Below are 21,398 nucleotides of genomic sequence, written 5' to 3' on the forward strand. Positions count from 1 at the left end.
CTGGTAGCGACCGCTCACCGATCCAGAACGACGGAACGGTTGAGGTTGCGCGGATGATCCGGGTCGAGCCCTTGGTCGGCGGCGCGCAGCACACAGAGCTGGTGCACCCGCACCAGATCGGCCATCGGATCGATATCGCGATGTTCGAAGTGCGCACCGGTGACGGCCACGTCCTGCGCGAAATTGGGGACCAGCGGTCCGAAGGCCCAGACCGCGCGACCGGGTGTGGAGATGCTGATCGGTCCGTGCCGGTATTCGGTCTGCAGATACGACTCGGTCCAGGACTGGCAGGATTCGCGCAGCTTGAGCCCCGCCTCCTCGGCGATCGCGGCCGCGAAACCCATCCCGGCGAAGCTGATCTGCTCGGCACGACGCACGTCCGCCAGCGCGGTCGCCGGATCCTCGGCGAGTACCGCCCTGGCCTGCTCGATGGCCGGACGCAGATCCTCGCCGAGATGCCAGCGCAGAATCGCCAGCGCGGTGGTGGCGAAGCGGGTCTGTACCACCGACTGCTCGTCGACCTCGTCGATCAGGATCGGATCGCCCAGGTCGAGCACCGGGGTGCCCGGACTGCTGCAGATGACGGTGCGCGGGATGTGCGTCGGTATCGCCCGCATGGCATCGACCACCTCGGTGGTGGTGCCGGAGCGGCAGATGACGAGGTAGCGGTCGTAATCGCGATCGCCGCGGACCTCGCTTGCGGGCCAGGCATCGGTAATGCCCTGCCCCGAACCCTCGCGTAGCGACGCGATGGCACGGGACATGAACAGTGAAGTACCGCAGCCGATGACGGCGACGCGCTCGCCTGGTCGGGGCAGTACGGCACGGTGTTCGGCGGCGGTGGTCTCGGCGCGAACCCAGTCGTCCGGCTGGGTGGCGACTTCGGCGGCCAGATGAGTCACGGGGGTGGGGTCAGCAGAGATCGGCACAACAACAGAATCACCCTGGGTGATCGTTCATGTCAAATTTACGAGCAAATCAGTCACATCTGATCACGGTTCGGTTTAGCCTATTGGTCAAGCGATTCGTTCGCTCCATCATCGGCGCTTCACTAGCGCCCGGAGTGAAAATTTGAAAGGTTCAGCTCGTGAAAAGACCCCTGCACGGCGTCCTCGCGGGGATCGCGATGGTCACCGGCCTCGCGCTCGCCGTCTCGTCCTGTGGTTTCGGCTCCAAGGATTCGGCCGACTCCGATACGACGATCAACTTCCTGGCTCCCGCCTACAGCGACGGTGCCAATGGCACGAAGGCGCTGTGGGACCGCATCATCGACGACTTCCAGAAGCAGAACCCGGACTACAAGGTCAACCTGCAGATGGAGTCCTGGGAGTCGATCAACGATGTGGTGAAGACCAAACTGCAGTCCAAATCCACCACCCCGGATCTGCTGAATATCGACGCCTACGCCAGCTTCGCCGGTGACGGCATGCTCTATCCGGTATCCGAGGTCGTCTCCCCGAATGTGCTGTCGGATGTGCAGCCCGGCTTCGCCAAGAACGCCTCGCTGAACGGTACGCAGTATGCGATGCCGCTGTTCGCCTCCACGCGCACCCTGTTCTACAACACCGACCTCTTCGCGCAGGCCGGGGTGACCACACCGCCCAAGACCTGGGCCGAGCTGACCGATGCCGCCAAGAAGATCCAGGCGCTCGGCGGCGGTGTTTCCGGCTACGGACTGCCACTGGGCAGTGAGGAATCGCAGGCCGAGACGTCGCTGTGGACCTTCGGCGCCGGCGGCAACTGGTCCGACGGCGACAAGATCACCGTGGATACCCCGCAGAACCTGGAGGGGGTCAAGGCCATGCGGGAGATCTTCGACGCCGGTGTCACCCAGCCGAATCCAGGTGCGACCAACCGCAAGGACGTCATCAATTCCTTCATCCAGGGCAAGATCGGGATGATCGAGGGGCTGCCGCCCACCATCGCCCAGATCGCCGATAAGAATCCGGGTCTGAAGTACGCCACCGCGCCCACGCCGACCAAGGACGGCGCGCCCGTCACGCTGGGCGTGGCCGATCACCTGATGGCATTCAAGAAGGACGGTAAGAAGGCCGAGACGATCAAGAAGTTCCTCGACTTCTTCTACTCGGCGAATGTGTACTCGAACTTCGTCAAGAACGAGCACTTCATCCCGATCACGACCAGTGCCACCGCTGTGCTCGCCGACGACCCGGTGACCAAGGCCTTCGCGGCGACCCTGCCGGTGGCCAAGTTCTACCCGAGCAATAACCCGAAATGGGCTGCGGTGCAGGGCGCCATGCATCAGCAGATGGGCACCATCGCGCAGGGTGCGGACCCGGCTCAGGTATTGCAGCGGATTCAGGAAGCAGCGAAATAGCGTGGGGCGCCCAGGAACCCGGGTACTCGCGGGGAAGAATTCGACACTGCGGGCCGTCCCCTGGATCGGGCCGACTCTGGTGCTGATCGCGGCGATTGTCGCGTTCCCGGTCGGTTACATGGTTTGGACCAGCACCCGGGACCTGAGCGCCTACGGCCAGGACCGCGGTCCCGCCGGACTGGCCAACTATCGAAACCTGTTCGATATCAGCGAACTGGGATCGGTATTGGCGCATACCGTGGTCTGGGTGGTCAGCGTCGTGCTGATCACCCTGGTGCTCTCGGCGGGGCTGGCGCAGTTCCTCAACAAGGATTTCCCCGGACGCACCGCGGTGCGCATGGCGATCCTGGTGCCGTGGGCCGCCTCGGTCGTGATGACGACGACCATCTTCTATTACATGCTCGATCCCGATGTCGGCATCGCCAACCGGTTCCTTGTCGACATCGGGCTGCTGGACCGGGGCTACGGCTTCACCAAACAGCCGACGCCCGCCTTCCTGGTGGCGATCGGCGTCGCGGTCTTCGTCTCGATCCCGTTCACCACCTACACGATTCTGGCCGGACTGCAATCGATTCCGGCCGAGATCGATGAGGCGGGCCGGGTCGACGGCGCCGGGGCGTGGCAGCGCTATCGGTATCTCACACTGCCGCAACTGCGTCCGGCGATCGCGGTGGCCACGATCATCAACATCATCAATGTGTTCAACTCGCTGCCCATTCTGCAGGTCATCACCGGCGGTATCGCGGGCTTCGGTGCGGATACGACAACGACGTTGACGTTCAAGCTGATTCGGCAGAACCAACAACTCGACACCGCCGCCGCCATGAGCGTGCTCAACTTCGCGCTGATCGTGGTCATCATCGCGATCTATGTGAAGGTCATCAAGCCGACCCAGCAGGTGGACGCATGACGACACAGGCCGACATTCACATCGAGGGTGTGGAAATCCCGCCGGACGCAACGGATGCCGACGCGCCGACCGGCCGAACTCGGCGGCGGCGATGGGAACTCACCGCGGTCGGGGTGGTGCTTGCCGTCATCTTCCTGACCCCGTTCGTTGTGATGGTGCTCGGCTCGTTGAAGAGCCGCGCCGAAATCCTGCGCATCCCGCCGACGTATCTGCCCGAGACCTGGCATCCGGACAACTACGCCACCATGTGGGACACCCCGGAGACGCCGCTGCCGTACAACTTGGCGAGCACGATCATCATCTCGGTCTGCGCCACCTTGCTGGTGCTCTTCGCGGCCATCCCGGCCGCGTATTACACGGCGCGGCACAAGTTTCCGGGACGCGCGATATTCCTCGCACTGGTGCTGGTCACCCAGATGTTGCAGCCGACGGTTTTGGTGACCGGCCTGATCCGGGAGTTCTTCACCCTCGGTATCAATGACACCTGGCTGGCTATGATCCTGGTGAACGCCGCGTTCAACCTGTCGTTCGCGGTGTGGATCCTGCACAGCTTCTTCGCCGCCATTCCGGTGGAGATCGAGGAGGCCGCACAACTCGATGGTCTGAGTCGCTGGCAGATCCTGGTCCGGGTGAGCCTGCCGCTGGTCTGGCCGGGCATCGTCACCGCGACGATTTTCGTGGTGGTGGCCTGCTGGAACGAATTCGCGGCGAGCCTGGTGGTGCTGACCACGCCGGAGAACCAGCCGCTGTCGGTGGCGCTGACCAAATTCGTCGGGCAGTACGACACGGCGTGGCAGTACGTCTTCGCGATCTCCACAGTGGGCATCGTTCCGGTGGTCATCCTGTTCGCGTTCATCGAGAAGCGCTTGGTCGCGGGGCTTACCGCGGGCAGCGTCAAGTAATCGTCCGAGATACGGCGGGTGGCCTTGTGCCCCCGCCGTGCCCCGGGGGTAGGCGCTTGCGGCCGGTAGCATCGAATCCGTGGCACGGCAGGATGACGAACCCAAGGAGGGCCGCAATTACGGCGGGCTGTCCAAGGGACAGCGGGTGGCCCAGCGGCAGGCGCGACTCATCGATGCCGCGCTGGAATTATTCGGCACCCAGGGCTATGCGGCCACCTCGATCGAACGATTGTGTGCCGTCGCGAATGTTTCCACGCGCAGTTTCTACGAGGATATGGGCAGCCGCGAGGCATTGTTGATCGCGCTGGTCAATCGCATCACCTCGCATGCGGTCGAACGTGCGCTGGAAAGTATGTCGAAGACTGCGGGCCAACCGCTTTCGACCCGGGTCGTCGATAGTTTTCGGGCCTACCTCGAGGTGACCTGCGCCGATCATCGGTCGGCGCGGGTGTGTTACGTCGAAGTGGTCGGCGTCAGTTCGGCAGTGGAGGATTGGCGCAGGCAGCAGCGCCGCCTGCTCTCATCGCTGCTGATCAGCGAGGCGGAGCGAGCCGTCGAGCGCGGCGAGACCAAGGCGCGCCGGTTCGATCTGTTCGCGCTCGCGGTGATCGGCGCGGTGAATTCGCTGGCCCAGGAGTTGGTACGGACCACCCATCCCGATACCGAGGTGTCGCTCGATGAAATATGCGAGGAGATCGCGTATTTCGTGAATTCCGGACTTGCGTTGAACTGACGGCCGGATCAGCCTGGGCGGCACTGGGCTTCAGGCCGCGTGCCGGGCTCGATTGCGGATGGCCGTGACAGCGGGGAGGACGCGAGTTGCCGTATTACGCAGTGCAATTCCCGCTTTCGTCGCCGGAATGAGCATCGATGCCGCGGTGGCAACGCCGTTGAGTTTGGGATCGACCAGCACCCGGTGCCGGGTCTCGTAGCGCTGGAACGCCGCCTCGTGGTCCTCGGGTGTGGACGCCAGTTCCTCCGCCAAAGTATACGCACCGGCGATCGCGAGGGTGGAGCCGTCGCCGAACAGCGAGACGCAGGATGCGGCGTCACCGAGCAGGGCGATGCGTCCGTCCGACCAGCGTGGCAGCTCGCCCTTGCTGACGGAGTCGAAGAACAGGTCATCGGTGTCGCGGACGCGGTCCAGCAATTCGGGGACCCGCCAGCCCTGATCGGTGAAGGCCTCGATGACCAGGTGCTTGTGCATCTCGGTATCGCGGTGGTCGAAACCGGGTACGCCCTTGTGCCGGAACATGAATGCCGCGAGGGCGCGCCCCTTCGTGGGGTGCACCGACAGTGCCCGTCCCGGTGTGTTGTAGATGAGAACTTCGCGGTCGCTGCCGAATGGTTCATCGATCCGAATGGTGGCGATGTAGATGCCCATATGCCGGACGAATTCGGATTCGTCGCCGAAGGTCAGGCGGCGCACCACCGAATGCAGGCCGTCCGCGCCGATTACGAAGTCGAAGCGGCGGGGTTGGGCGTGTTCGAAGGTGACATCGATGCCGTCGGATTGCTGTGTCAGGCCGGTAATGGTGTCGCCCCAAAGGAATTCGGCACTGTCGCGGCTCGCGTCGAGCAGGATCGCGGCGAGATCGGCTCGCGGGACCTCGACTTCGCGGTCGCCCGCCGATCCTTGGAAGGCCTTCAGGTCGACCCGAGCGACGCGGCGGCCGCTCGCATTGACGAAATTCATCTGGGACACAGTGGAATTCGCGGCACGCAACTGCGGCATGAGGCCCATGCGCTCGACCACATCGATGGCGGGTCCCTTTACGTCGACCGGATTTCCGCTGGAGCGTTGGCCCGTCGCCCGCTCGACCACCGTGACCTGGAACCCGCGGCCGGCCAGCCAGTACGCCAGCGTCGAGCCGCCGATGCCCGCGCCCGAGATCAGAACCGTCTTGTTCATGACTACACCTTTTCGGCTAAGTGGACGAATTTCGTCCGGTTAAATGGAGCGTACAGTAAGTGGAAGGATTTCGTCCACTTAAACTCGGAGGTGAGGGCGACGACCGGTCTGAAAAGGGCGGATGCCAGGAACAATCGGGATCAGATCATCGCCGCGACGCTGGTGACCTTCCGTGAGCAAGGTGTCGATGTGCCGATGAAGGAGATCGCGGATCGGGCGGGTGTGGGTGTTGGAACGCTGTATCGGCACTTCCCGGATCGGGATGCATTGATCGCCGAGACGGCCCAGTCCTACCTCGCGGATCTGGCCCGGTTGGCGGCGACCGCATTGGAGCAGGAGGGCGCGGCGTGGCCTGCGCTTTCGCGGTTTCTGCACGAATGTGCGCAGCGCCGGGTCGGGGCGCTGGCGTCGGCGATCGAGCCGAATCTGCATGCCGAGATTCAGGCCGATCCGCGATTGCGCGAGGTGCGGGGGCGGATTGTCGAACTGGTCGCGCGGATGACCGGGGAGGCGCAGGCCGCCGGTGCCATGCGTGCCGATATCGAGCCCGGCGAGGTGGCCGGGCTGATGACCTTGCAGATCTACACCAGGGCTGGTGAGTCGTATCCGGAGGCGGTTGCTCGGGTGGTCGATCTCGTGCTCGATGGTTTGCGCGCGCGGTGATGAACGGGTCCGACTTGGTAGTACGGCGGCCGAATAACTACCGTCGGCAGGTGCTTGTGGTCAGATTATTGGCGTGCATAGAAAAACGGCAGGTCCTCCGCGTGGGCGGGACGGTATGAAATGACCGGACCGACGGACCGGCCGCAGCGATGGAACCGACTGCTGGAATTGCTCGCCGAGACCGGTCGGCTCTCGGTAGAAGAAGCCGCCGAACGTCTCGGGGTTTCCCCGGCGACGGTGCGCCGCGACTTCACCGCACTCGCCGAACAGCAATTGGCGACCAGGACGCACGGCGGCGTGGTCGCGACTTCGGTCGCCTACGACCTGCCCGCGCGCTACCGGCAGGGTGCGGATGAGGCAAAGCAGCGGATCGCGGAACATGCTGCGGGACTTATCGAACCGAGTGCGGTCGTCGGAATGAACGGCGGGACAACGACGACCGCCGTGGCGCGGGCATTGGCCGGGCGGACAGATCTGGCCAATGCTGTCGGCGACCAACTGACCATCGTCACCAATGCGCTCAATATCGCGGGTGAGATGGTGTTGCGTCCGCATATGCGCACGATCGTGCTGGGCGGGGTGGCGCGACGGGAATCCTATGAGCTGCATGGACCGTTGGCCGAGCGGGCATTGGCCGAATTGCGTTTGGACGCACTGATTCTCGGAGTGAATGCGATTTCCGCCGAGGGCGGGGCGCAGTGTCGGCATATCGACGAAGCAGGGGTGACCACCGAGATGGTGCGGCGGTCCGGGCACGTGATGGTTGTCGCCACCGCGGACAAGTTGGAACGCTCGGCGCTGGCTCGGATCTGCGGGATCGAGCAGATCGATGTGCTGGTGACCGATTCGGATGCGGATCCGGTTGCGGTGGCGACGATTCGGGCTGCGGGGGTTCGGGTGGACGTGGTCTAGGGCGGTTCGCTAGGACGCCCCTCTGGCCGAGCTTTCGATGCTGAAGGCGCCGCGGTGGCCCAAGCGCCGCCCGCAGGCAGTCAGTGCCAGCACGCCGTGCCCTCGGGTACGGGTGTTCGCGCCGATCCGCGACGGATCGACCGAGGCACGTCCGGCCATCAGCATTGGTGTCACGGTGTCGGGAATTCCGTTTTGCCGCGCGAACCTGTCTTCGGTCTCGGTGGAATCGATCCGCAGGCCGGTCTCTGCTGCGGGTCCCGCGCCGAATTGGATCGGCTCGACGTATTCGCTGCAGTCACGGTAGTAGTAGCGCAGCACCTTCCCGTGCTCTGCCAGGCACCATCCCTGCCAGTCGCCGCAGCCGCTTTCGTAGTTCTGGCCGTACCAGTGCGCCCGCCCGAACTGCTCGCTCAGGGCCGCGCAGCGGGCTTGCCGCCGCTGGTGTTCGCGGCCGTCCGAGGTGTAATCGCCCTCGATATCGAGCAGCCGGTTCAACTCGTGATCGTGGCGATCGAGTTCTCCGTCGGCAACGGGTGTGCCGAACACCAGCGTCCAATCATCGAGCACGGGACTCACATACATCCGGGCGCAATCGGCGTGCTCGTCGTAAGCGGTGCGGCTGTGTCGTGAGTCGTGGCCCCGCCAGGTGTCGGTGCCTATCGACCAGGTCACCGCTACCGGATCGGACAGGTCGAACGCCTCCAGTACCGCGGCCCGGTCCGTGGTTTCGATGGCATACCAGCCATCTTGCGGGACAAAGGGTTCGGGAATATCTGCCGCGATCTTGGTCCGCGTAAGCCGGGCCAAAGCCGCCAAGTCGGGTGGTTCCGGTGTGTCCCAGCCGATCTGGGTGAGCGCCGCCAGCGCATACCGCCGCTCGGGCGCCCGCGAGCCTCGGACCCGGCGCAACAGCGGCACCGCGGAACGACCCAGCCGGCCGAATGCGCCGATCGCTTCGTCACGTACCCGCTGCACCGGATCCGCCAGCAACGGCACCAACAAGGGCGCGTACTCACTGCGGCGACGGTAGCCGAGCACGAAGGCGGTGCCCGCTCGCACCTCCGCATCTTCGCTACACACCTGGAGCGCAAAATCCGCGGTATCCGAAGCCGCCGCAATACCCAATGCCCGACAGCACAACTCGACAGCGTCCGGAGTCTGCGCGATCGTGAGTTGCACGATCAGCGGGCGATAGGCGACGGGCCCGAATCGCCGCAGCACCGCGATAATGCCCGAGCGGTCGAGCCACGAATCCGGATCGACCAACTCGTCGAGTAGCGGCTCGATCACATAGTCGCCCGCGGCCACCATCGCCTCCACCGCCTCATCTCGCAGAGACGCATCGGCGAGCGCTGCTGCTGCGGTTTGTAGGTCCACGCACCGTTCCTACCATCCGCCACGGACAAGCTCGACAATCCAGCCCGCCCTGATGCAGTGGCCGAACTACGGCGAAACACGGTTCAGAGGGTGGTCGGGAGGCCGAAGCCGGGGAAGAGCGATGCATCGAGGAAGACGGTGATCCGGTCGATAGCCGTATCGCGCAACGTGAGCAGGTGGATGGAATGAGCGTGGTAGGTGTTGTTTTCGTCCAATCGGTAGTAGGCGATGGCGGGTTGGGTGTTGGCGGAGGTCGGGATTGCGCGCCACTCGCCGGGTGTGGAACCGCATTTGTCGGTGAAGAATTCGACGACATGTGCGCGGCCGGCGAACCAGAGCAGAGCGGGCGGCATTTCGAGGACCACATCGTCGCGCAGGAGCTTGGCGAATGAAGCCATGTCGGCGTTGCCGAAGGTGGTTACGTATCGGTCGATCATCGCGCGTTCGTCCGGGCTCAACGATTCCGATATGCGGTCGAGCATGGGTGCGTCTTTCTCCAATTGGGCGTGCGCGCGTTGCAGTGCGCTGTTGACTGCGGCGGTGGAGGTTTCGAGCAGGTCGGCGACTTCGGCCGCGGACCAGGCGAGTACGTCGCGCAGGATCAATACCGCGCGCTGCCTGGCGGGTAGGTATTGCAGGGCCGCGATGAATGCGAGCCGGATGCCGCTGCGGGCCGCGATCACAGTCGCCGGATCGTCGGCCGCGGTGCCGAGTAGTGCATCGGGAATCGGTTCCAGCCAGGGAATTTCGGGATGACGCTCCGGTTTGGTGACCACGGTATCGCTGGGTCCGACGAGTCCGGTGGGCAGCGCCCGCCTGCCGCGCTGTTCGAGCGCGGTCAGGCAGGCGTTGGTGGCGATCCGGTATAGCCAGGTGCGCAGCGACGCGCGCTCTTCGTCGAACCGCTCGGCGGCCTTCCACGCGCGCAGCATGGTCTCCTGCACCAGATCTTCGGCATCATGAATCGAGCCGAGCATCCGATAGCAGTGCGCGAGCAGCTCGGGTCGATACGGAGCTGTCCTGGCCGCGAAGTCCGCACTGACCGTCATGGGTGCATAACCTACCGTCGCGCGCCGTGCGTCGATGCTGGTCATCGGGCCGTCCCCGCGTGATCGTCGGCCATCGCCGAACCTGCCGGGCGCGCCTCCTGTGGCGTCGGCACGCTCGCGCGGCCCTGGGCGCCTGTGCGGACCGGCGCACCCTGCGCAGTGGGCGCGCCGGCCGGTATCAGCAGACCGATCGCAGCACCGAGGAGCGCAAGCAGAGCAGCGGTCCCGATGGCGGCGGCGAAGCCGTCGCTGAAGGCCCGTGCGCTGGTGAAGCTACCCACCGCAGCGAAAACAGCTGCGGGGACCGCGATTCCGAATGCGCCACCGAGTTGTCGCAGGGTGTTGTAGGTGCCCGACGCGGCCCCGACGGCGGGCATCGGAACCGCGCGCAGTACCGCGCTCTGCGCGGCGGGAATCGCCATCGAAACGCCGATGCCGGAGATGACAAAGGGGACGATCATCGCGGCGTACGGCAGGTCCGGTCCGGCGGTGCGGGCGATCCACCCGTAGCCGACGGCCTGCATGAGCAAACCAGCGACAACCAGAGGGCGTTCACCGAACCGGTTGACCTGCTTGCCCGCGATCGGTGCCACCAGGAACAGGGTGACCGTCCACGGTGCCAAACGCAGTCCCGCGCCGAGCGGGCCTTGCTGCTGCACGATCTGCAGGAACTGGGCGAAGAAGAACGCGCCACTGAAAATCGAGGCGGCCAGCAGGAACCCGACCGCGTTGCCCGCGGAGAAGGCGCGCGAGGCAAAGAATCGCATGGGAATCAGCGGCGCGGTGGTGCGCAGCTCCCAGCGTACGAATCCGATCAGTGCCACCGCACCGGACAGAAAAGCGAGCACGACTTCAGCACTGGCCCAACCGGATTCATTGCCCCGAATCAGCCCCCAGACGATGCCGAAGGCGGCGACGCTCACCAACGCGATCCCGAGCAAGTCCAATCTGCGCGCCTCGCCCACACTTTCGGCCAGGCGCCTGCGTACCAGCGGGATCAGCACCGCCCCGATCGGCAGGTTCAACCAGAAGATCCACTGCCAGGCCAGGCCCTGCACCACCGCACCCCCGACGAGCGGTCCGCCGAGGGTGGCCAATCCGGTTGCCGCCGCGAATAATCCGAGCGCCTTGGTCCGCTGCTCCGGCTGGAACGCCGCCGAGAGCAGGGCCACCGCAACGGGCATGATGGCGGCGGCCCCGATGCCCTGTGCCGTCCGCGCGGCGATCAACAGACCCAGATTCGGTGCCAGCGCACATCCGGCCGACGCCGCACTGAACAACGCCAAGCCGCCGACGAGCACCCGTCTGCGGCCGTACTGGTCACCGAGCGCCGCGCCCGCCATCAACAGCACCGCGAAACTCAGGTTGTAAGCGTTGATCGTCCATTCCAGCTCGCCGATCGATGCGTGCAGATCGAGCTGGATCGCATGCATCGCGGTCGTGACGACCAGTGCGTCGAGCACGATCATCAAACCCGCGAGTGATGTCAGCGCCAGTACCCAGCGCTGCCCCGTGGTCATCTTCATTGCTTCCTCCGATGGGTCTTGCGGGTACATACCGGCGCCGCCGCGCCGATTCATCGGAGGTTGCGAAAAAAGTTCTAGGGACGCGAAGGCGCGAGATCAGCGACCACGGGAGCCGATTTGCGCAGGGTGCGCGCCCATACGGCGAAGCCCCACGCGACGAAGCCCGCATAGATCAGATACAGCGTCGCGGACGGGTAATAGCCCGCCTTCAGCAGCAATGGCACGCCGACGAGATCGACGGCAATCCAGATCAGCCAGAATTCGGCGAGCCCGCGCGCCATCCCATAGGTCGCCAGCACCGATCCGGTGAAGATCCACGCCTCCGCCCACGGCCCATAGGAACCGATCAACGCGAACAATCGAGCGAATGCGGCCGTGCCGACCAACATGGCAGCCACCAGCACCAGCCGTTCCCGCCCACTGGCCCAGCGCGGCACGACGCCGCGGTGTTCGAGTCCGGTTTCGGCGCGCGCATGCCGATACCAACTCCACCAGCCGTACACGCTGACCGCGATGAACATCAGCTGACGCCCGGCCTGTCCGGCCATATTCAAATGCTGTGGCGTGTTGAAGATTCCGCCGACGAAAACCGTGAACAGCAGCGCATTGCCCGCGATCCCGATCGGCCACGCCCACACCCGCCGCCGCATACCGCCGACCGCGGACGCCAGACCGAAGCCATTGCCGATGACCTCGCGCCAGAGGATCTCCGAGCCCCCGATATCCAGCTTGGCGTCGAGCAGCGCAACCAAAGGGTTCACCCCCGCTATAACCCGAGCACTTCAACTTCTCATCCCGAAGCCGCCGCTGAGCTTCGCGCATACCTTGGCGTTCCGGTGACGGCGTTTCGCGCGGCGAGTCGGTGTGTGAGGTGTGAGAAAGATCTGCGAGGCAGGCTGCGAAGCGGCGCGCGTAACGATTGCGCAATCTGGGGTGGCGATTCGCAATATCTGTGCAACGACCTGCTCCTAGTGTTTTGGTCATGACGGCGAGCGGTACCGAGGAGCCCACCGGTGGGACGGGCATCCACATCAGCGGTTTGACGAAGACATTCCGGGTCGGCCGGAAGACGGTGCAGGCGCTCGACGATGTGGAGTTGCATACCGAACAGGGCGCGTTCCTGTCCCTGCTCGGCCCATCCGGCTGTGGCAAATCGACGGTGCTGCGCATCCTGGCCGGACTGGAGACACCGACCGCGGGCAAGACGCTCATCGACGGTGAGACCCCCGCCCAACTGCGCAGCCGCCACGAACTCGGCATCGCCTTCCAGGATTCGGCGCTGCTGCCGTGGCGTTCGGTGGAATCCAATATCAAACTGCCCTTGCAGGTCGCGGGCATCTCGCCGGATCCGGGACTGATCGCGGATCTGGTCCGGCTGGTCGGGCTCGAGGGCTTCGAGAAGGCCAAACCGGCGCAGCTGTCCGGCGGTATGCGCCAACGTGTTTCGATCGCGCGCGCCCTGGTCGTGAAGCCGACCGTACTGCTGCTCGACGAACCTTTCGGCGCTCTCGACGATATGACCAGGCAGCGGCTGAATCTGGAACTGCTGCGGATCTGGACCGAGAAGCCCGCGACCACCCTGATGGTCACGCACGGCATCGCCGAGGCGGTTTTCCTCTCCGATGTCGTCGCGGTGATGAGTCCGCGGCCGGGCCGGGTGCTGGAACTGGTGAAGATCGATCTGCCACGCCCGCGCACGCCCGAGATGATGCGTACGCCGGAATTCCACAAGTTGCACGACTACCTCTCCGAGTTGTTGTTCGGGAAGTCCGGCAAGGGTGGAGTCGCATGAAACGGATCGGCGGACTGATCGGCGTCCTCGGGCTGATCGCGGTGTGGTGGCTGCTGGCCGCGCTGGATGTCGCCGGCGGCACGATTCCGAGTCCGTGGACCGTCCTGCACACCATGTACACCGATGGCTGGGATCTGTACGGCCCCAACTTCCGGATCACCGCCCTCGGCGCGCTGAAAGGCTTCATCTGGGGCAATGCGCTGGCCATCGGCCTGGCGATTCTGATCGTGCTGATCCCGTGGATCGAACCGCTGGCCACCCAGCTCGCCATCCTCAGTTACTGCATCCCGCTGCTCGCGCTCGGGCCGATCATCCTGGTGGTCTTCGGCGGGCGGACCCCGACGGTCTTCCTCGCGGCGATGTACTGCTTCTTCACCACCATGGTCGGCACGGTCACCGGACTGCGCTCGGCCGATGTCACCAGCCTCGACCTGATCCGCGCCTATGGCGGCGGTCGCTGGCAGCAGCTCTACCGGGTGCAGGCGATCGCTGCGCTGCCGAATCTGTTCGCGGCGTTGAAGATTGCCGCGCCGTCGGCCGTGCTCGGTGCGATCATCGGCGAGTATCTCGGCGGGGTGGACAGCGGGATCGGTGTCGCGCTGACTGCTGCGCAGACCGCATATAACGTGCCGCGCACGTGGGGGATGGCGCTGGCTGCCGCCGCACTCGCGGGGTTGGGGTACGCGATCGTCGCGCTGGCGGCGCGGCTTGTTGCGCCGTGGACCGCGCAGGAGGCCGCGCGATGAGGCTCGGCACCGGCTGCGGTATCGGCTCGGGCATCGGCATCGGCATCGGCATCGGTATCGGCATCGGCATCGGCACGGGCTGCGGTATCGGCTCGGGCACCGGCTGCGGCGTGCAGTACGGACAACCGCTGACGAATTCGGGTGCGGGGCAATTGCGCTGCGGCCGGAGATGGGAGGCAAGACGATGACAGTCGAAGATGCGCCGAAGGGCGCGGGAACTCCGACAACCAGCGCGGACAAAATCGCACCCCAGCGCAGCACCGCCGCCGGGACCCTCGACGTCCTCACCCGTATCGGCCGCTTCCTGTTTCCCCTGATCACCGCACTCCTGCTGATGCTCGTGATCTGGTACGTCTTCCTCGAGGCCTTCCCCCAGGTCGGCCCGCGAGTAGGCAAAACGCCCAGCGATATCTGGAAGTACCTGTTCAACTCCTCCGGCGCACACAACGCACGTCAGGCGATCTTCGACGACCTGCAGATCACCCTGCGCGACGCCGTGATCGGCTTCGGCGTCGGCATGCTGGCGGCACTCGTCGTCGCGGCGCTGTTCGTCTCGTTCTCGGTGGTCGAGCAGACGTTCATGCCGGTGGCAATGCTGTTGCGGTCGGTGCCCCTGGTGGCGCTGACCCCGATCATCGTGCTGGTCTTCGGGCGCGGACTGGCCGGTGTGACGGTGCTCGCGGCGATCGTGGTGTTCTTCCCGGCGCTGGTGATGATCATGGCGGGATTGCGCAATGCACCGCGGCAGGCGATGGATCTGGTGGCCGCGTACGGCGGTTCCCGCTGGACCGGGCTGCGCATGGTCGCCGTGCCCGCCGCCCTGCCCTCGGTGTTCGCGGCGGCGCGAATTTCGGTGCCCGGTGCGCTGATCGGCGCATTGCTCGGCGAATGGTTGGGGAGCGGAACGGGGCTGGGTGCCAGTCTGATTCGCGCCATCCCGACCTTCCAGTACAGCAAGCTGTGGGCCTCGATCGTGATCGTGACCATCGTCTCGGTGCTGCTGTACGCGATTGTCGGCGTGATCGAAAATCTGGTGCTGGCCCGCTTCGGCCCCGAGGCGGGGCGCCGCTGACCGGTCAGTTTTTCGCAAATCAATGCTCGGAACGCCAAAGTAAAGAAATCGAAACACCAATCCCCTTAGATTCGGCTCATGAACCCCGTACAACGCTCTTCGTTCGGGCCGAACCTGAACCGGCGATCCCTGCTTCGTTACTCCGCGCTGGCCGGCGCCGCATTGGGCGGTGCGAGCCTGTTGGCCGCATGTGGCGATGATTCGAAAGACTCGTCGGGCGGGTCGGTGGCGGACGGATCCAAGTACGGTTCCGTCGCGATCCAACTGTCCTGGCTCAAGAACATCGAATTCGCGGGCGAATACTTCGCCGATTCCAAGGGCTACTACAAGGAGGCCGGATTCGGTTCGGTGAATCTGATCGCCGGTGGCGCGGCGAGCACCTCGGTCGAGGCTGGCCTGGACACCGGCAAGGTCTGGCTCGGCACCTCGGCTCCGCAGACCACCGCGCCCGCGATCCTGGAGGGCCTACCCGCCAAGATCGTCGCGACCACCTATCAGAAGAACCCGTTCTGCATCGTCAGCTCCGCCGCCAAGCCCATCAAGACCCCGCAGGATATGAAGGGTCGCAAGATCGGCGTCCAGGACACCAATCAGCTGATCTTCAACGCGCTGCTGAACGCCAATGGCATGAAGCCGAGCGATGTGACCATCGTGCCCGCGCAATACGATCCGACTCCGCTGGCCAACGGTGAGGTCGACGGCTGGGTCAGCTATGTGACCAATGAGCCGATCACGCTGACCGCCAAGGGATTCCAGAATACGAATTTCCTCTTCGCCGACTACAACCTGCCGCTGGTGGCCGAGACTCTGACGGTCAAGCAGTCCACCATCGATAAGGAACGCGACAAGCTGAAGGCCTTCCTGATCGCGGAGATCAAGGGCTGGAAGGATGCGATCGCGAATCCGGCCGAATCGGCGCGACTCGCGGTCGAGGTATACGGCAAGGATCAGAAACTCGATCTGAACGAACAGACCCAGGAGGCGACCGCGCAGAACGGCCTCGTCGTCTCCGCGGATTCGACCGCCAATGGCTTGCTGACCATGACCGATCAGTTGATCGAGCAGAACATCGCCGCGCTGCGCAATGCAAAGATCGATATCAAGGCCGACCAGCTGTTCGACCTCTCGGTGCTGCGCGAGGTGTACGCGGAGAATCCGGGCCTGAAGTAGGGCTAGAGTGCCACCGGGGCGTTGGCCGGTAATTCCCTGAATTGCGGTTCGGCGTCCCGGTTTTCGGCGATCCGCCGCTCGGTTCCGGACCGGGCGACAAGCAGTTCGGCGGCGATCGAAACGGCGACCTCGGCGGCGGTGCGTGCTCCGATGTCGAGACCGGCGGGGGAGTACAGGCGGGCGAGTGTCGCATCGTCGAAGCCGCCCGCTCTGAGGTCTTCGATGCGTCTCAGATGTGCGGACCAGGAGCCGTTTGCGGCGAGGTAGCCCAGCTCGGGTAGTCGCAGCGCCACGGTGAGCAGCGGGATTTCGAACTTCGGATCGTGTCCGAGGACGACAATCGCCGTACTGCTATCGATTTCACCCGCTGCCGAGAGGGTGTTCAGGTACCGGTGCGGCCAGTCGACGACCACCTCGGCACCTGGGAAGGCATCGGGTGTCGCGAAGGTGTCGCGGGAATCGCAGATCGTGACTCGGTAGCCGAGCAGTTTGGCCTGCACGGTCAGCGCCGCGGCAAAAGCGTTGGCACCGAAGATGATCAGCCGTGGCGGCGGTGGGAACGAGGACACGAATACATCGGATTCGGGCAGCGCGACCAGTTCCGTCGCATGACGCTGCGGGGTGATCAGATGCTGTCCGATCAGATCCGGATCCGGATTCCACACCACGGTGAAGAGGGTAACCCTGCGGTGCGCGGCGATTTCCGCGGCCATGGAGGGGAATTCCGGAAAGTCCCGGCGTGAGAACGGCTCGATGAAAACATCGACCATACCGCCGGAGTCCAATCCGGGCTCGCCCGGCGGGACGCCGAATCGGTGCAGTCCGCGCCGACCGCTGCGCGCGGCGTCGGCGGCCGCCTCGATCACGGTCGTCTCGACGCTGCCGCCGAGGAGCGAACCATAGACCGCGCCATTGGCATCCACCAGGATCGATGTGCCGACCGGCAGCGGTCCGGAACCAACAGTTCGCACGACGGTGGCCAGTCCACCGCTCCGGCCGGAATGCCATACCCGCAATAGGTCGTCGACGATGTCCCGCATCTGTTCAGCTCCGCTCACGCGTGCGGCGTGGCCGGGAAGTCACGATCATCGCCTGTCGCCAAATCGTCGCACGTGACGCACACCATATCGTTATTACCGGCTAAATAGGTGCGCCCGCCGGAATCTCTAACAGCTGCTTGATACGCCGAGGTCCAGTGCTTATGAGACATGACAACAGGATGGCCGGGTGTGGTGTTGAACACAGCCCGCGCCAATCCGGTCGGTGCCGCGAAGGCCGCGGCGACGACCCGGGCGACCACATCGGCCCCGACATCGGGGGTATCCACCGGCATGATCGCGACGTACTCGGCGGGGGTATGCGCGACGGCTCGCAGACCTGCCCGCAGCGAGGCTCCGAGTCCGGTCGCCCAGTCCGCCGCCCACACGTGATCGACACCCTCGGGTAGGTCGACCGCGTCCGGCGCCGGTCCGGTCGCGCCGAGCACCACGATGACCGGATCACAGCCGCCGTCGCGCAGTGCCGCCACCGCCGACCGCAGCCAGGCACCACCCTCGGCCAATGCCTTGGGCATCCCGTAGCGCGTTCCGGCGCCCGCGGCCAAGACGATGCCGGCGCAGACCGGTTCGGGTGATGCAGCCATGAAAAGACGGTAGCCCGGCCGCGTGGCCGATGGGTTACGGAAAAGTGCTGTGACGTCGACCGTCGGATGCCGGCGACACGCCGGAAGTGATCTATCTCGTTCGACTGGCGGCCGGGTCGGTCGTATTCGATGCTGGTTCGATGACATACGACGGGTTGGGCCTCGCGGAATTCAACGCGTTGCCCGAAGCGGAGGCGAATGCGGCCTTGCTCGTGTGTTGCGCTGCGCCGGAATGGGCTCGTGCGCTGGCCGCCGAGCGGCCGTACGCGAACGTCGATGCCCTATTCGATAGGGCCGATGCGGTGCTGGCCGAATTATCCGAGGCAGAGATCGATCGCGCCCTCGACGGACATCCGCGTATCGGTGCCCGGCCCGATACCGCGGCATCCGCGCGGGAGCAGGCGGGGGTCGCCGGGGCCGACGACGCCGTTCGGGTGGGGCTGGCCGAGGGCAATCTGGCCTATGAGGAGAAATTCGGCCATATCTATCTGGTGTGCGCGACCGGTAAGTCCGGGGACGAGCTGCTGGAATTGCTGACCGCTCGGCTCGGAAATGATCCGGAGACCGAAAGGCGAGTTATGCGAACGGAATTGGCGAAAATCAATCGGATTCGGTTGGCGCGGCTGTTGCTCGGTGATGCCGAATGAGCGAGCGCAGCGAGCGAACATTCGACACAGCCACCTTCGTGGTCATGACGGAGCCGAGCGCCAGCGAGGCGCAGTCATGAGCACGCTCAGCACACATGTCCTCGATGCCGTCGCGGGTGTGCCCGCGGCCGGTATCGCGGTGGTGCTCTATCGGGATACCGAGGTGCTCGGTTCCGGAACCACCGATGACGACGGCCGGATCGCTTCCCTCGGTAATTCGCTGCCACCCGAGACGTATCGGCTGGTGTTCGATACCGGCGCATACTTCGCCGAGCGCGGGGTCGAATCGTTCTATCCGGAGGTCTGCGTCACGTTCGTCGTCATCGAAGAGCGGCACTATCACGTCCCATTGCTGTTGTCGCCCTTCGCCTTTTCCACCTACCGAGGGAGCTGAGCCATTCATGGAGCTGACCGGGCCGATCGTGCTGTCCGACAACCGGTACGGAAAGGCGGAGAACCGCATCGTCCGGATCTATCGGGACCAGCCGCGTCACGAGATCCGCGATGTGAACGTATCCACGGTGCTGCGTGGGGATTTCGCCGATGCCTATATCGCCGGTGACCAGTCGAAGGTGCTGCCGACCGATACCCAGAAGCAGACGGCCTACGCGTATGCGAAAAAGCCTGGACTGCAACCGATCGAAGATTATGCGCTGACGCTCGCCGCGCATTTCGTCGACGAGATCGCACCGGTCGACAGCGCACGCGTCGAGGTCGAGGAGTATGCCTGGCAGCGGGTAACCGTCGACGGCAGCGAGCACGATCACACCTGGGTGCGGCAGGGTTCGGAGGTGCGGACCGCGACGGTCACGGTGGCGGGCAAGGGCGACCGGCAGCAGGCCTGGGTGATCGGCGGGGTCAAGGATCTGGTGATTCTCAAGTCGACCGGTTCGGAGTTCGCCGACTTCCTGACCGATGACTTCACTGTCCTCGCGCCGACGCACGACCGGATGCTCGCGACCTCCCTCGTCGCGCAGTGGCGTTTCGCCGCCACGACCGGCGTGGACTGGGATGCGGTGTACGCGGGCGTCCGGCAGCGGATGGTCGAGGTCTTCGCGACGCTGCATTCGAAGGCTATGCAGCAGACGCTCTTCGAGATGGGCAAGGCCGCACTCGAGGCCTTTCCGGTGCTCGCCGAAATCCGGCTGGCCGCGCCGAATAAGCATCATTTCGACTACGACCTCGGTCGATTCGGCATCGAGAACCACGGCGAGGTCTTTCACGCCGATGACCGGCCCTACGGACTCATCCATGCCACTGTGCAGCGGGAAGATGCCCCGGAAGCCGGGCCCGCATGGCTACCGTAAGCACATGACGACAACCACGGTCATCGACGGGTGCGCCGTGGCGACCGTCGATCCGAACGGCACCGAATACCGCCGCGGGTACGTGACGGTGCAGGGCAACCGGATCACCGCGGTCGGTGCGGGCGACGCACCCGATCTCGGTGCGGATGTGCACCGCATCGATGGCCGTGGCTGCCTGCTCACGCCCGGGCTGGTGAATTCTCATCACCACCTCTACCAGTGGGTCACCCGAGGTCTGGCCGCGGATAACACGCTGTTCGAATGGCTCACCACGCTCTACCCGATCTGGGCGGGCATCGATGAAGACGCGGTTCGCATCGCCGCGACCGGTGCGCTCACCGCGCTGGCCCGGACGGGGTGCACCACATCCACCGACCACCATTACGTGTTCCCGCGCGCGGGTGGCGACCTGCTCGGCGCGGAGATCGCCGCGGCCGCCGAGGTGGGGTTGCGATTCCATCCGACGCGCGGCTCGATGGATCTCGGACAGAGTTCGGGTGGGCTGCCACCCGACGAGGTGGTGGAGACCCTCGACGCCATTCTCGTCGCGAGCGCGGATGCCGTTGCGCGCTGGCATGATCCGTCGTTCGATTCGATGCTGCGGATCGCACTCGCGCCATGTTCGCCGTTCTCGGTGACCACCGAGTTGCTGCGCGAATCCGCCGTGCTGGCACGCGATCTCGGCGTACGCCTGCATACCCATCTGGCCGAGACGATCGATGAAGCGGAGTTCTGTGCGGATAGATTCGGCTGCACGCCCGCCCAGTACATGGAGCGGCTCGGCTGGCTCGGCTCGGATGTCTGGTACGCCCATGGCATCCACCTGGACGACGCTGCCATCGGCACGATGGCGAAAACCGGTACCGGAGTGGCGCATTGCCCAACCTCGAATGCGCGGATCGGGGCAGGTATCGCGCGCACCGCGGACCTGGTCGCAGCGGGTGTGCCGGTGGGCCTCGGTGTGGACGGTGCGGCGAGCAATGAATCCAGTTCGATGATCGAGGAGCCGCGCAATGCGCTGCTCTACGCGAGGGCCAAGGGCGGCCCGCGCGCAATCAGCACTCGAAAAGCCTTGGAGCTGGCCACTATCGGTGGTGCGCGGGTGCTGGGGCGGGCAGCCGAAATCGGGTCGATCGAACCGGGCAAACTCGCCGATCTCGCTTTGTGGCGGCTCGATACGCCTGCACACGCGGGCATCGACGACCCGGTGACCGCATTGATTCTCGGCTCGGCCCCGCCGCTGGCGGCGTTGATCATCAACGGGCGCACGGTCGTTCGCGATGGCGAGGTGCGCACTGTCGACGAGGAGAAGGTCGGCGGCGAGGTAGCGCGGGCACAGGCGGCGCTCGTCGCGAAGGCGAGCTGAGTCTCGGTCCGCGGCCGCCGTCCTCCCCTCGGTGACGGCGGCCGCGGCATCTGCGGGTCCGGCGCAG

The 21,398-nt window shown here is 65.1% G+C and carries 23 protein-coding genes; 15 read left to right on the top strand and 8 right to left on the bottom strand.

The genetic code is table 11. The features are described 5' to 3' along the window. Positions 1-14: 14 nt before the first annotated feature. Positions 15-929, bottom strand: coding sequence for an SIS domain-containing protein (locus tag ACIBW7_RS25205; RefSeq protein ID WP_397050290.1), 915 nt, complete (start codon positions 927-929; stop codon positions 15-17). A 158-nt stretch (positions 930-1,087) separates the two neighbouring features. Between ACIBW7_RS25205 and ACIBW7_RS25210 the strand changes: the two genes are divergently transcribed. The 4 genes from ACIBW7_RS25210 to ACIBW7_RS25225 all read left to right on the top strand — a co-directional run bounded on the left by ACIBW7_RS25210 (position 1,088) and on the right by ACIBW7_RS25225 (position 4,883). Beyond that, positions 1,088-2,338 carry an extracellular solute-binding protein gene (locus tag ACIBW7_RS25210; protein ID WP_397050292.1) on the top strand — a complete coding sequence of 417 codons (1,251 nt, stop codon included), beginning with the start codon at positions 1,088-1,090 and terminating at the stop codon, positions 2,336-2,338. A gap of 1 nt (position 2,339) precedes the next feature. Then, positions 2,340-3,248, top strand: coding sequence for a carbohydrate ABC transporter permease (locus ACIBW7_RS25215; RefSeq protein ID WP_397050294.1), 909 nt, complete (start codon positions 2,340-2,342; stop codon positions 3,246-3,248). Beyond that, positions 3,245-4,150 carry a carbohydrate ABC transporter permease gene (locus tag ACIBW7_RS25220; RefSeq protein ID WP_397050297.1) on the top strand — a complete coding sequence of 302 codons (906 nt, stop codon included), beginning with the start codon at positions 3,245-3,247 and terminating at the stop codon, positions 4,148-4,150. Before ACIBW7_RS25215 ends, ACIBW7_RS25220 begins: the two co-directional genes overlap by 4 nt. Positions 4,151-4,229: 79 nt before the next feature. Next, positions 4,230-4,883, top strand: a complete 654-nt coding sequence (locus ACIBW7_RS25225; RefSeq protein ID WP_397050299.1) for a TetR/AcrR family transcriptional regulator — start codon at positions 4,230-4,232, stop codon at positions 4,881-4,883. Positions 4,884-4,913: 30 nt separating this feature from the next. Here ACIBW7_RS25225 and ACIBW7_RS25230 read toward each other — a convergent pair whose 3' ends face one another. Then, a complete protein-coding gene (locus ACIBW7_RS25230) occupies positions 4,914-6,062 on the bottom strand; it encodes an FAD-dependent monooxygenase (protein ID WP_397050301.1) in 1,149 nt (382 codons plus the stop codon). Between the two features lie 90 nt (positions 6,063-6,152). Between ACIBW7_RS25230 and ACIBW7_RS25235 the strand changes: the two genes are divergently transcribed. Beyond that, complete coding sequence (locus ACIBW7_RS25235; protein ID WP_397050303.1) at positions 6,153-6,725, top strand: TetR/AcrR family transcriptional regulator; 573 nt, start codon at positions 6,153-6,155, stop codon at positions 6,723-6,725. 120 nt (positions 6,726-6,845) lie between these two features. Continuing rightward, the gene (locus ACIBW7_RS25240; protein ID WP_397050305.1) at positions 6,846-7,637 is read left to right on the top strand and encodes a DeoR/GlpR family DNA-binding transcription regulator; all 792 of its coding nucleotides are present in this window, start codon (positions 6,846-6,848) and stop codon (positions 7,635-7,637) included. A gap of 9 nt (positions 7,638-7,646) precedes the next feature. Here the strand turns inward: ACIBW7_RS25240 and ACIBW7_RS25245 are convergent, their stop codons facing one another. The 4 genes from ACIBW7_RS25245 to pnuC form a co-directional block, all read right to left on the bottom strand. After that, the gene (locus ACIBW7_RS25245) at positions 7,647-9,014 is read right to left on the bottom strand and encodes a HEAT repeat domain-containing protein (RefSeq protein ID WP_397050307.1); all 1,368 of its coding nucleotides are present in this window, start codon (positions 9,012-9,014) and stop codon (positions 7,647-7,649) included. A gap of 83 nt (positions 9,015-9,097) precedes the next feature. Further along, a complete protein-coding gene (locus ACIBW7_RS25250; RefSeq protein ID WP_397050309.1) occupies positions 9,098-10,063 on the bottom strand; it encodes a sigma-70 family RNA polymerase sigma factor in 966 nt (321 codons plus the stop codon). A gap of 41 nt (positions 10,064-10,104) precedes the next feature. Next, positions 10,105-11,589 carry a DHA2 family efflux MFS transporter permease subunit gene (locus ACIBW7_RS25255; RefSeq protein ID WP_397050311.1) on the bottom strand — a complete coding sequence of 495 codons (1,485 nt, stop codon included), beginning with the start codon at positions 11,587-11,589 and terminating at the stop codon, positions 10,105-10,107. Between the two features lie 74 nt (positions 11,590-11,663). Beyond that, the gene (gene pnuC, locus ACIBW7_RS25260; RefSeq protein WP_397050313.1) at positions 11,664-12,350 is read right to left on the bottom strand and encodes a nicotinamide riboside transporter PnuC; all 687 of its coding nucleotides are present in this window, start codon (positions 12,348-12,350) and stop codon (positions 11,664-11,666) included. Positions 12,351-12,571: 221 nt separating this feature from the next. Here pnuC and ACIBW7_RS25265 point away from each other — a divergent pair, with 221 nt between their 5' ends. The 5 genes from ACIBW7_RS25265 (at position 12,572) to ACIBW7_RS25285 (ending at position 16,369) form a co-directional block, all read left to right on the top strand. Next, positions 12,572-13,381 (top strand): ABC transporter ATP-binding protein, encoded by an 810-nt coding sequence (locus ACIBW7_RS25265; RefSeq protein WP_397050315.1) that lies wholly within the window; start codon positions 12,572-12,574, stop codon positions 13,379-13,381. Next, positions 13,378-14,127 (top strand): ABC transporter permease, encoded by a 750-nt coding sequence (locus ACIBW7_RS25270; protein WP_397050317.1) that lies wholly within the window; start codon positions 13,378-13,380, stop codon positions 14,125-14,127. Before ACIBW7_RS25265 ends, ACIBW7_RS25270 begins: the two co-directional genes overlap by 4 nt. Beyond that, positions 14,124-14,315, top strand: a complete 192-nt coding sequence (locus tag ACIBW7_RS25275) for a hypothetical protein (protein ID WP_397050318.1) — start codon at positions 14,124-14,126, stop codon at positions 14,313-14,315. The genes ACIBW7_RS25270 and ACIBW7_RS25275 overlap by 4 nt, the downstream gene beginning before the upstream one ends. 146 nt (positions 14,316-14,461) lie before the next feature. After that, a complete protein-coding gene (locus ACIBW7_RS25280) occupies positions 14,462-15,199 on the top strand; it encodes an ABC transporter permease (protein ID WP_397050786.1) in 738 nt (245 codons plus the stop codon). A 78-nt stretch (positions 15,200-15,277) separates the two neighbouring features. After that, positions 15,278-16,369: an ABC transporter substrate-binding protein gene (locus tag ACIBW7_RS25285; RefSeq protein WP_397050319.1), complete on the top strand. Its 1,092-nt coding sequence runs from the start codon at positions 15,278-15,280 to the stop codon at positions 16,367-16,369. 2 nt (positions 16,370-16,371) lie between these two features. Here the strand turns inward: ACIBW7_RS25285 and ACIBW7_RS25290 are convergent, their stop codons facing one another. Both ACIBW7_RS25290 and ACIBW7_RS25295 read right to left on the bottom strand, forming a co-directional pair. Then, complete coding sequence (locus tag ACIBW7_RS25290) at positions 16,372-17,409, bottom strand: XdhC family protein (RefSeq protein WP_397050321.1); 1,038 nt, start codon at positions 17,407-17,409, stop codon at positions 16,372-16,374. Between the two features lie 14 nt (positions 17,410-17,423). Then, entirely contained in the window at positions 17,424-18,011 is a 588-nt protein-coding gene (locus ACIBW7_RS25295) for an NTP transferase domain-containing protein (RefSeq protein ID WP_397050323.1), read from the bottom strand. A 140-nt stretch (positions 18,012-18,151) separates the two neighbouring features. Here ACIBW7_RS25295 and uraD point away from each other — a divergent pair, with 140 nt between their 5' ends. The 4 genes from uraD to ACIBW7_RS25315 all read left to right on the top strand — a co-directional run bounded on the left by uraD (position 18,152) and on the right by ACIBW7_RS25315 (position 21,331). Next, entirely contained in the window at positions 18,152-18,658 is a 507-nt protein-coding gene (uraD, locus tag ACIBW7_RS25300) for a 2-oxo-4-hydroxy-4-carboxy-5-ureidoimidazoline decarboxylase (protein ID WP_397050325.1), read from the top strand. 76 nt (positions 18,659-18,734) lie between these two features. Continuing rightward, the gene (gene uraH / locus ACIBW7_RS25305) at positions 18,735-19,052 is read left to right on the top strand and encodes a hydroxyisourate hydrolase (protein ID WP_397050327.1); all 318 of its coding nucleotides are present in this window, start codon (positions 18,735-18,737) and stop codon (positions 19,050-19,052) included. 7 nt (positions 19,053-19,059) lie between these two features. Continuing rightward, positions 19,060-19,965: a factor-independent urate hydroxylase gene (gene pucL / locus ACIBW7_RS25310; RefSeq protein ID WP_397050329.1), complete on the top strand. Its 906-nt coding sequence runs from the start codon at positions 19,060-19,062 to the stop codon at positions 19,963-19,965. Positions 19,966-19,969: 4 nt separating this feature from the next. Further along, positions 19,970-21,331 carry an 8-oxoguanine deaminase gene (locus tag ACIBW7_RS25315; RefSeq protein WP_397050331.1) on the top strand — a complete coding sequence of 454 codons (1,362 nt, stop codon included), beginning with the start codon at positions 19,970-19,972 and terminating at the stop codon, positions 21,329-21,331. Positions 21,332-21,398: the final 67 nt, after the last annotated feature.

This window comes from Nocardia sp. NPDC049526 (genome assembly GCF_044465765.1).
In the GTDB taxonomy this organism is placed as follows: Bacteria; Actinomycetota; Actinomycetes; order Mycobacteriales; family Mycobacteriaceae; genus Nocardia.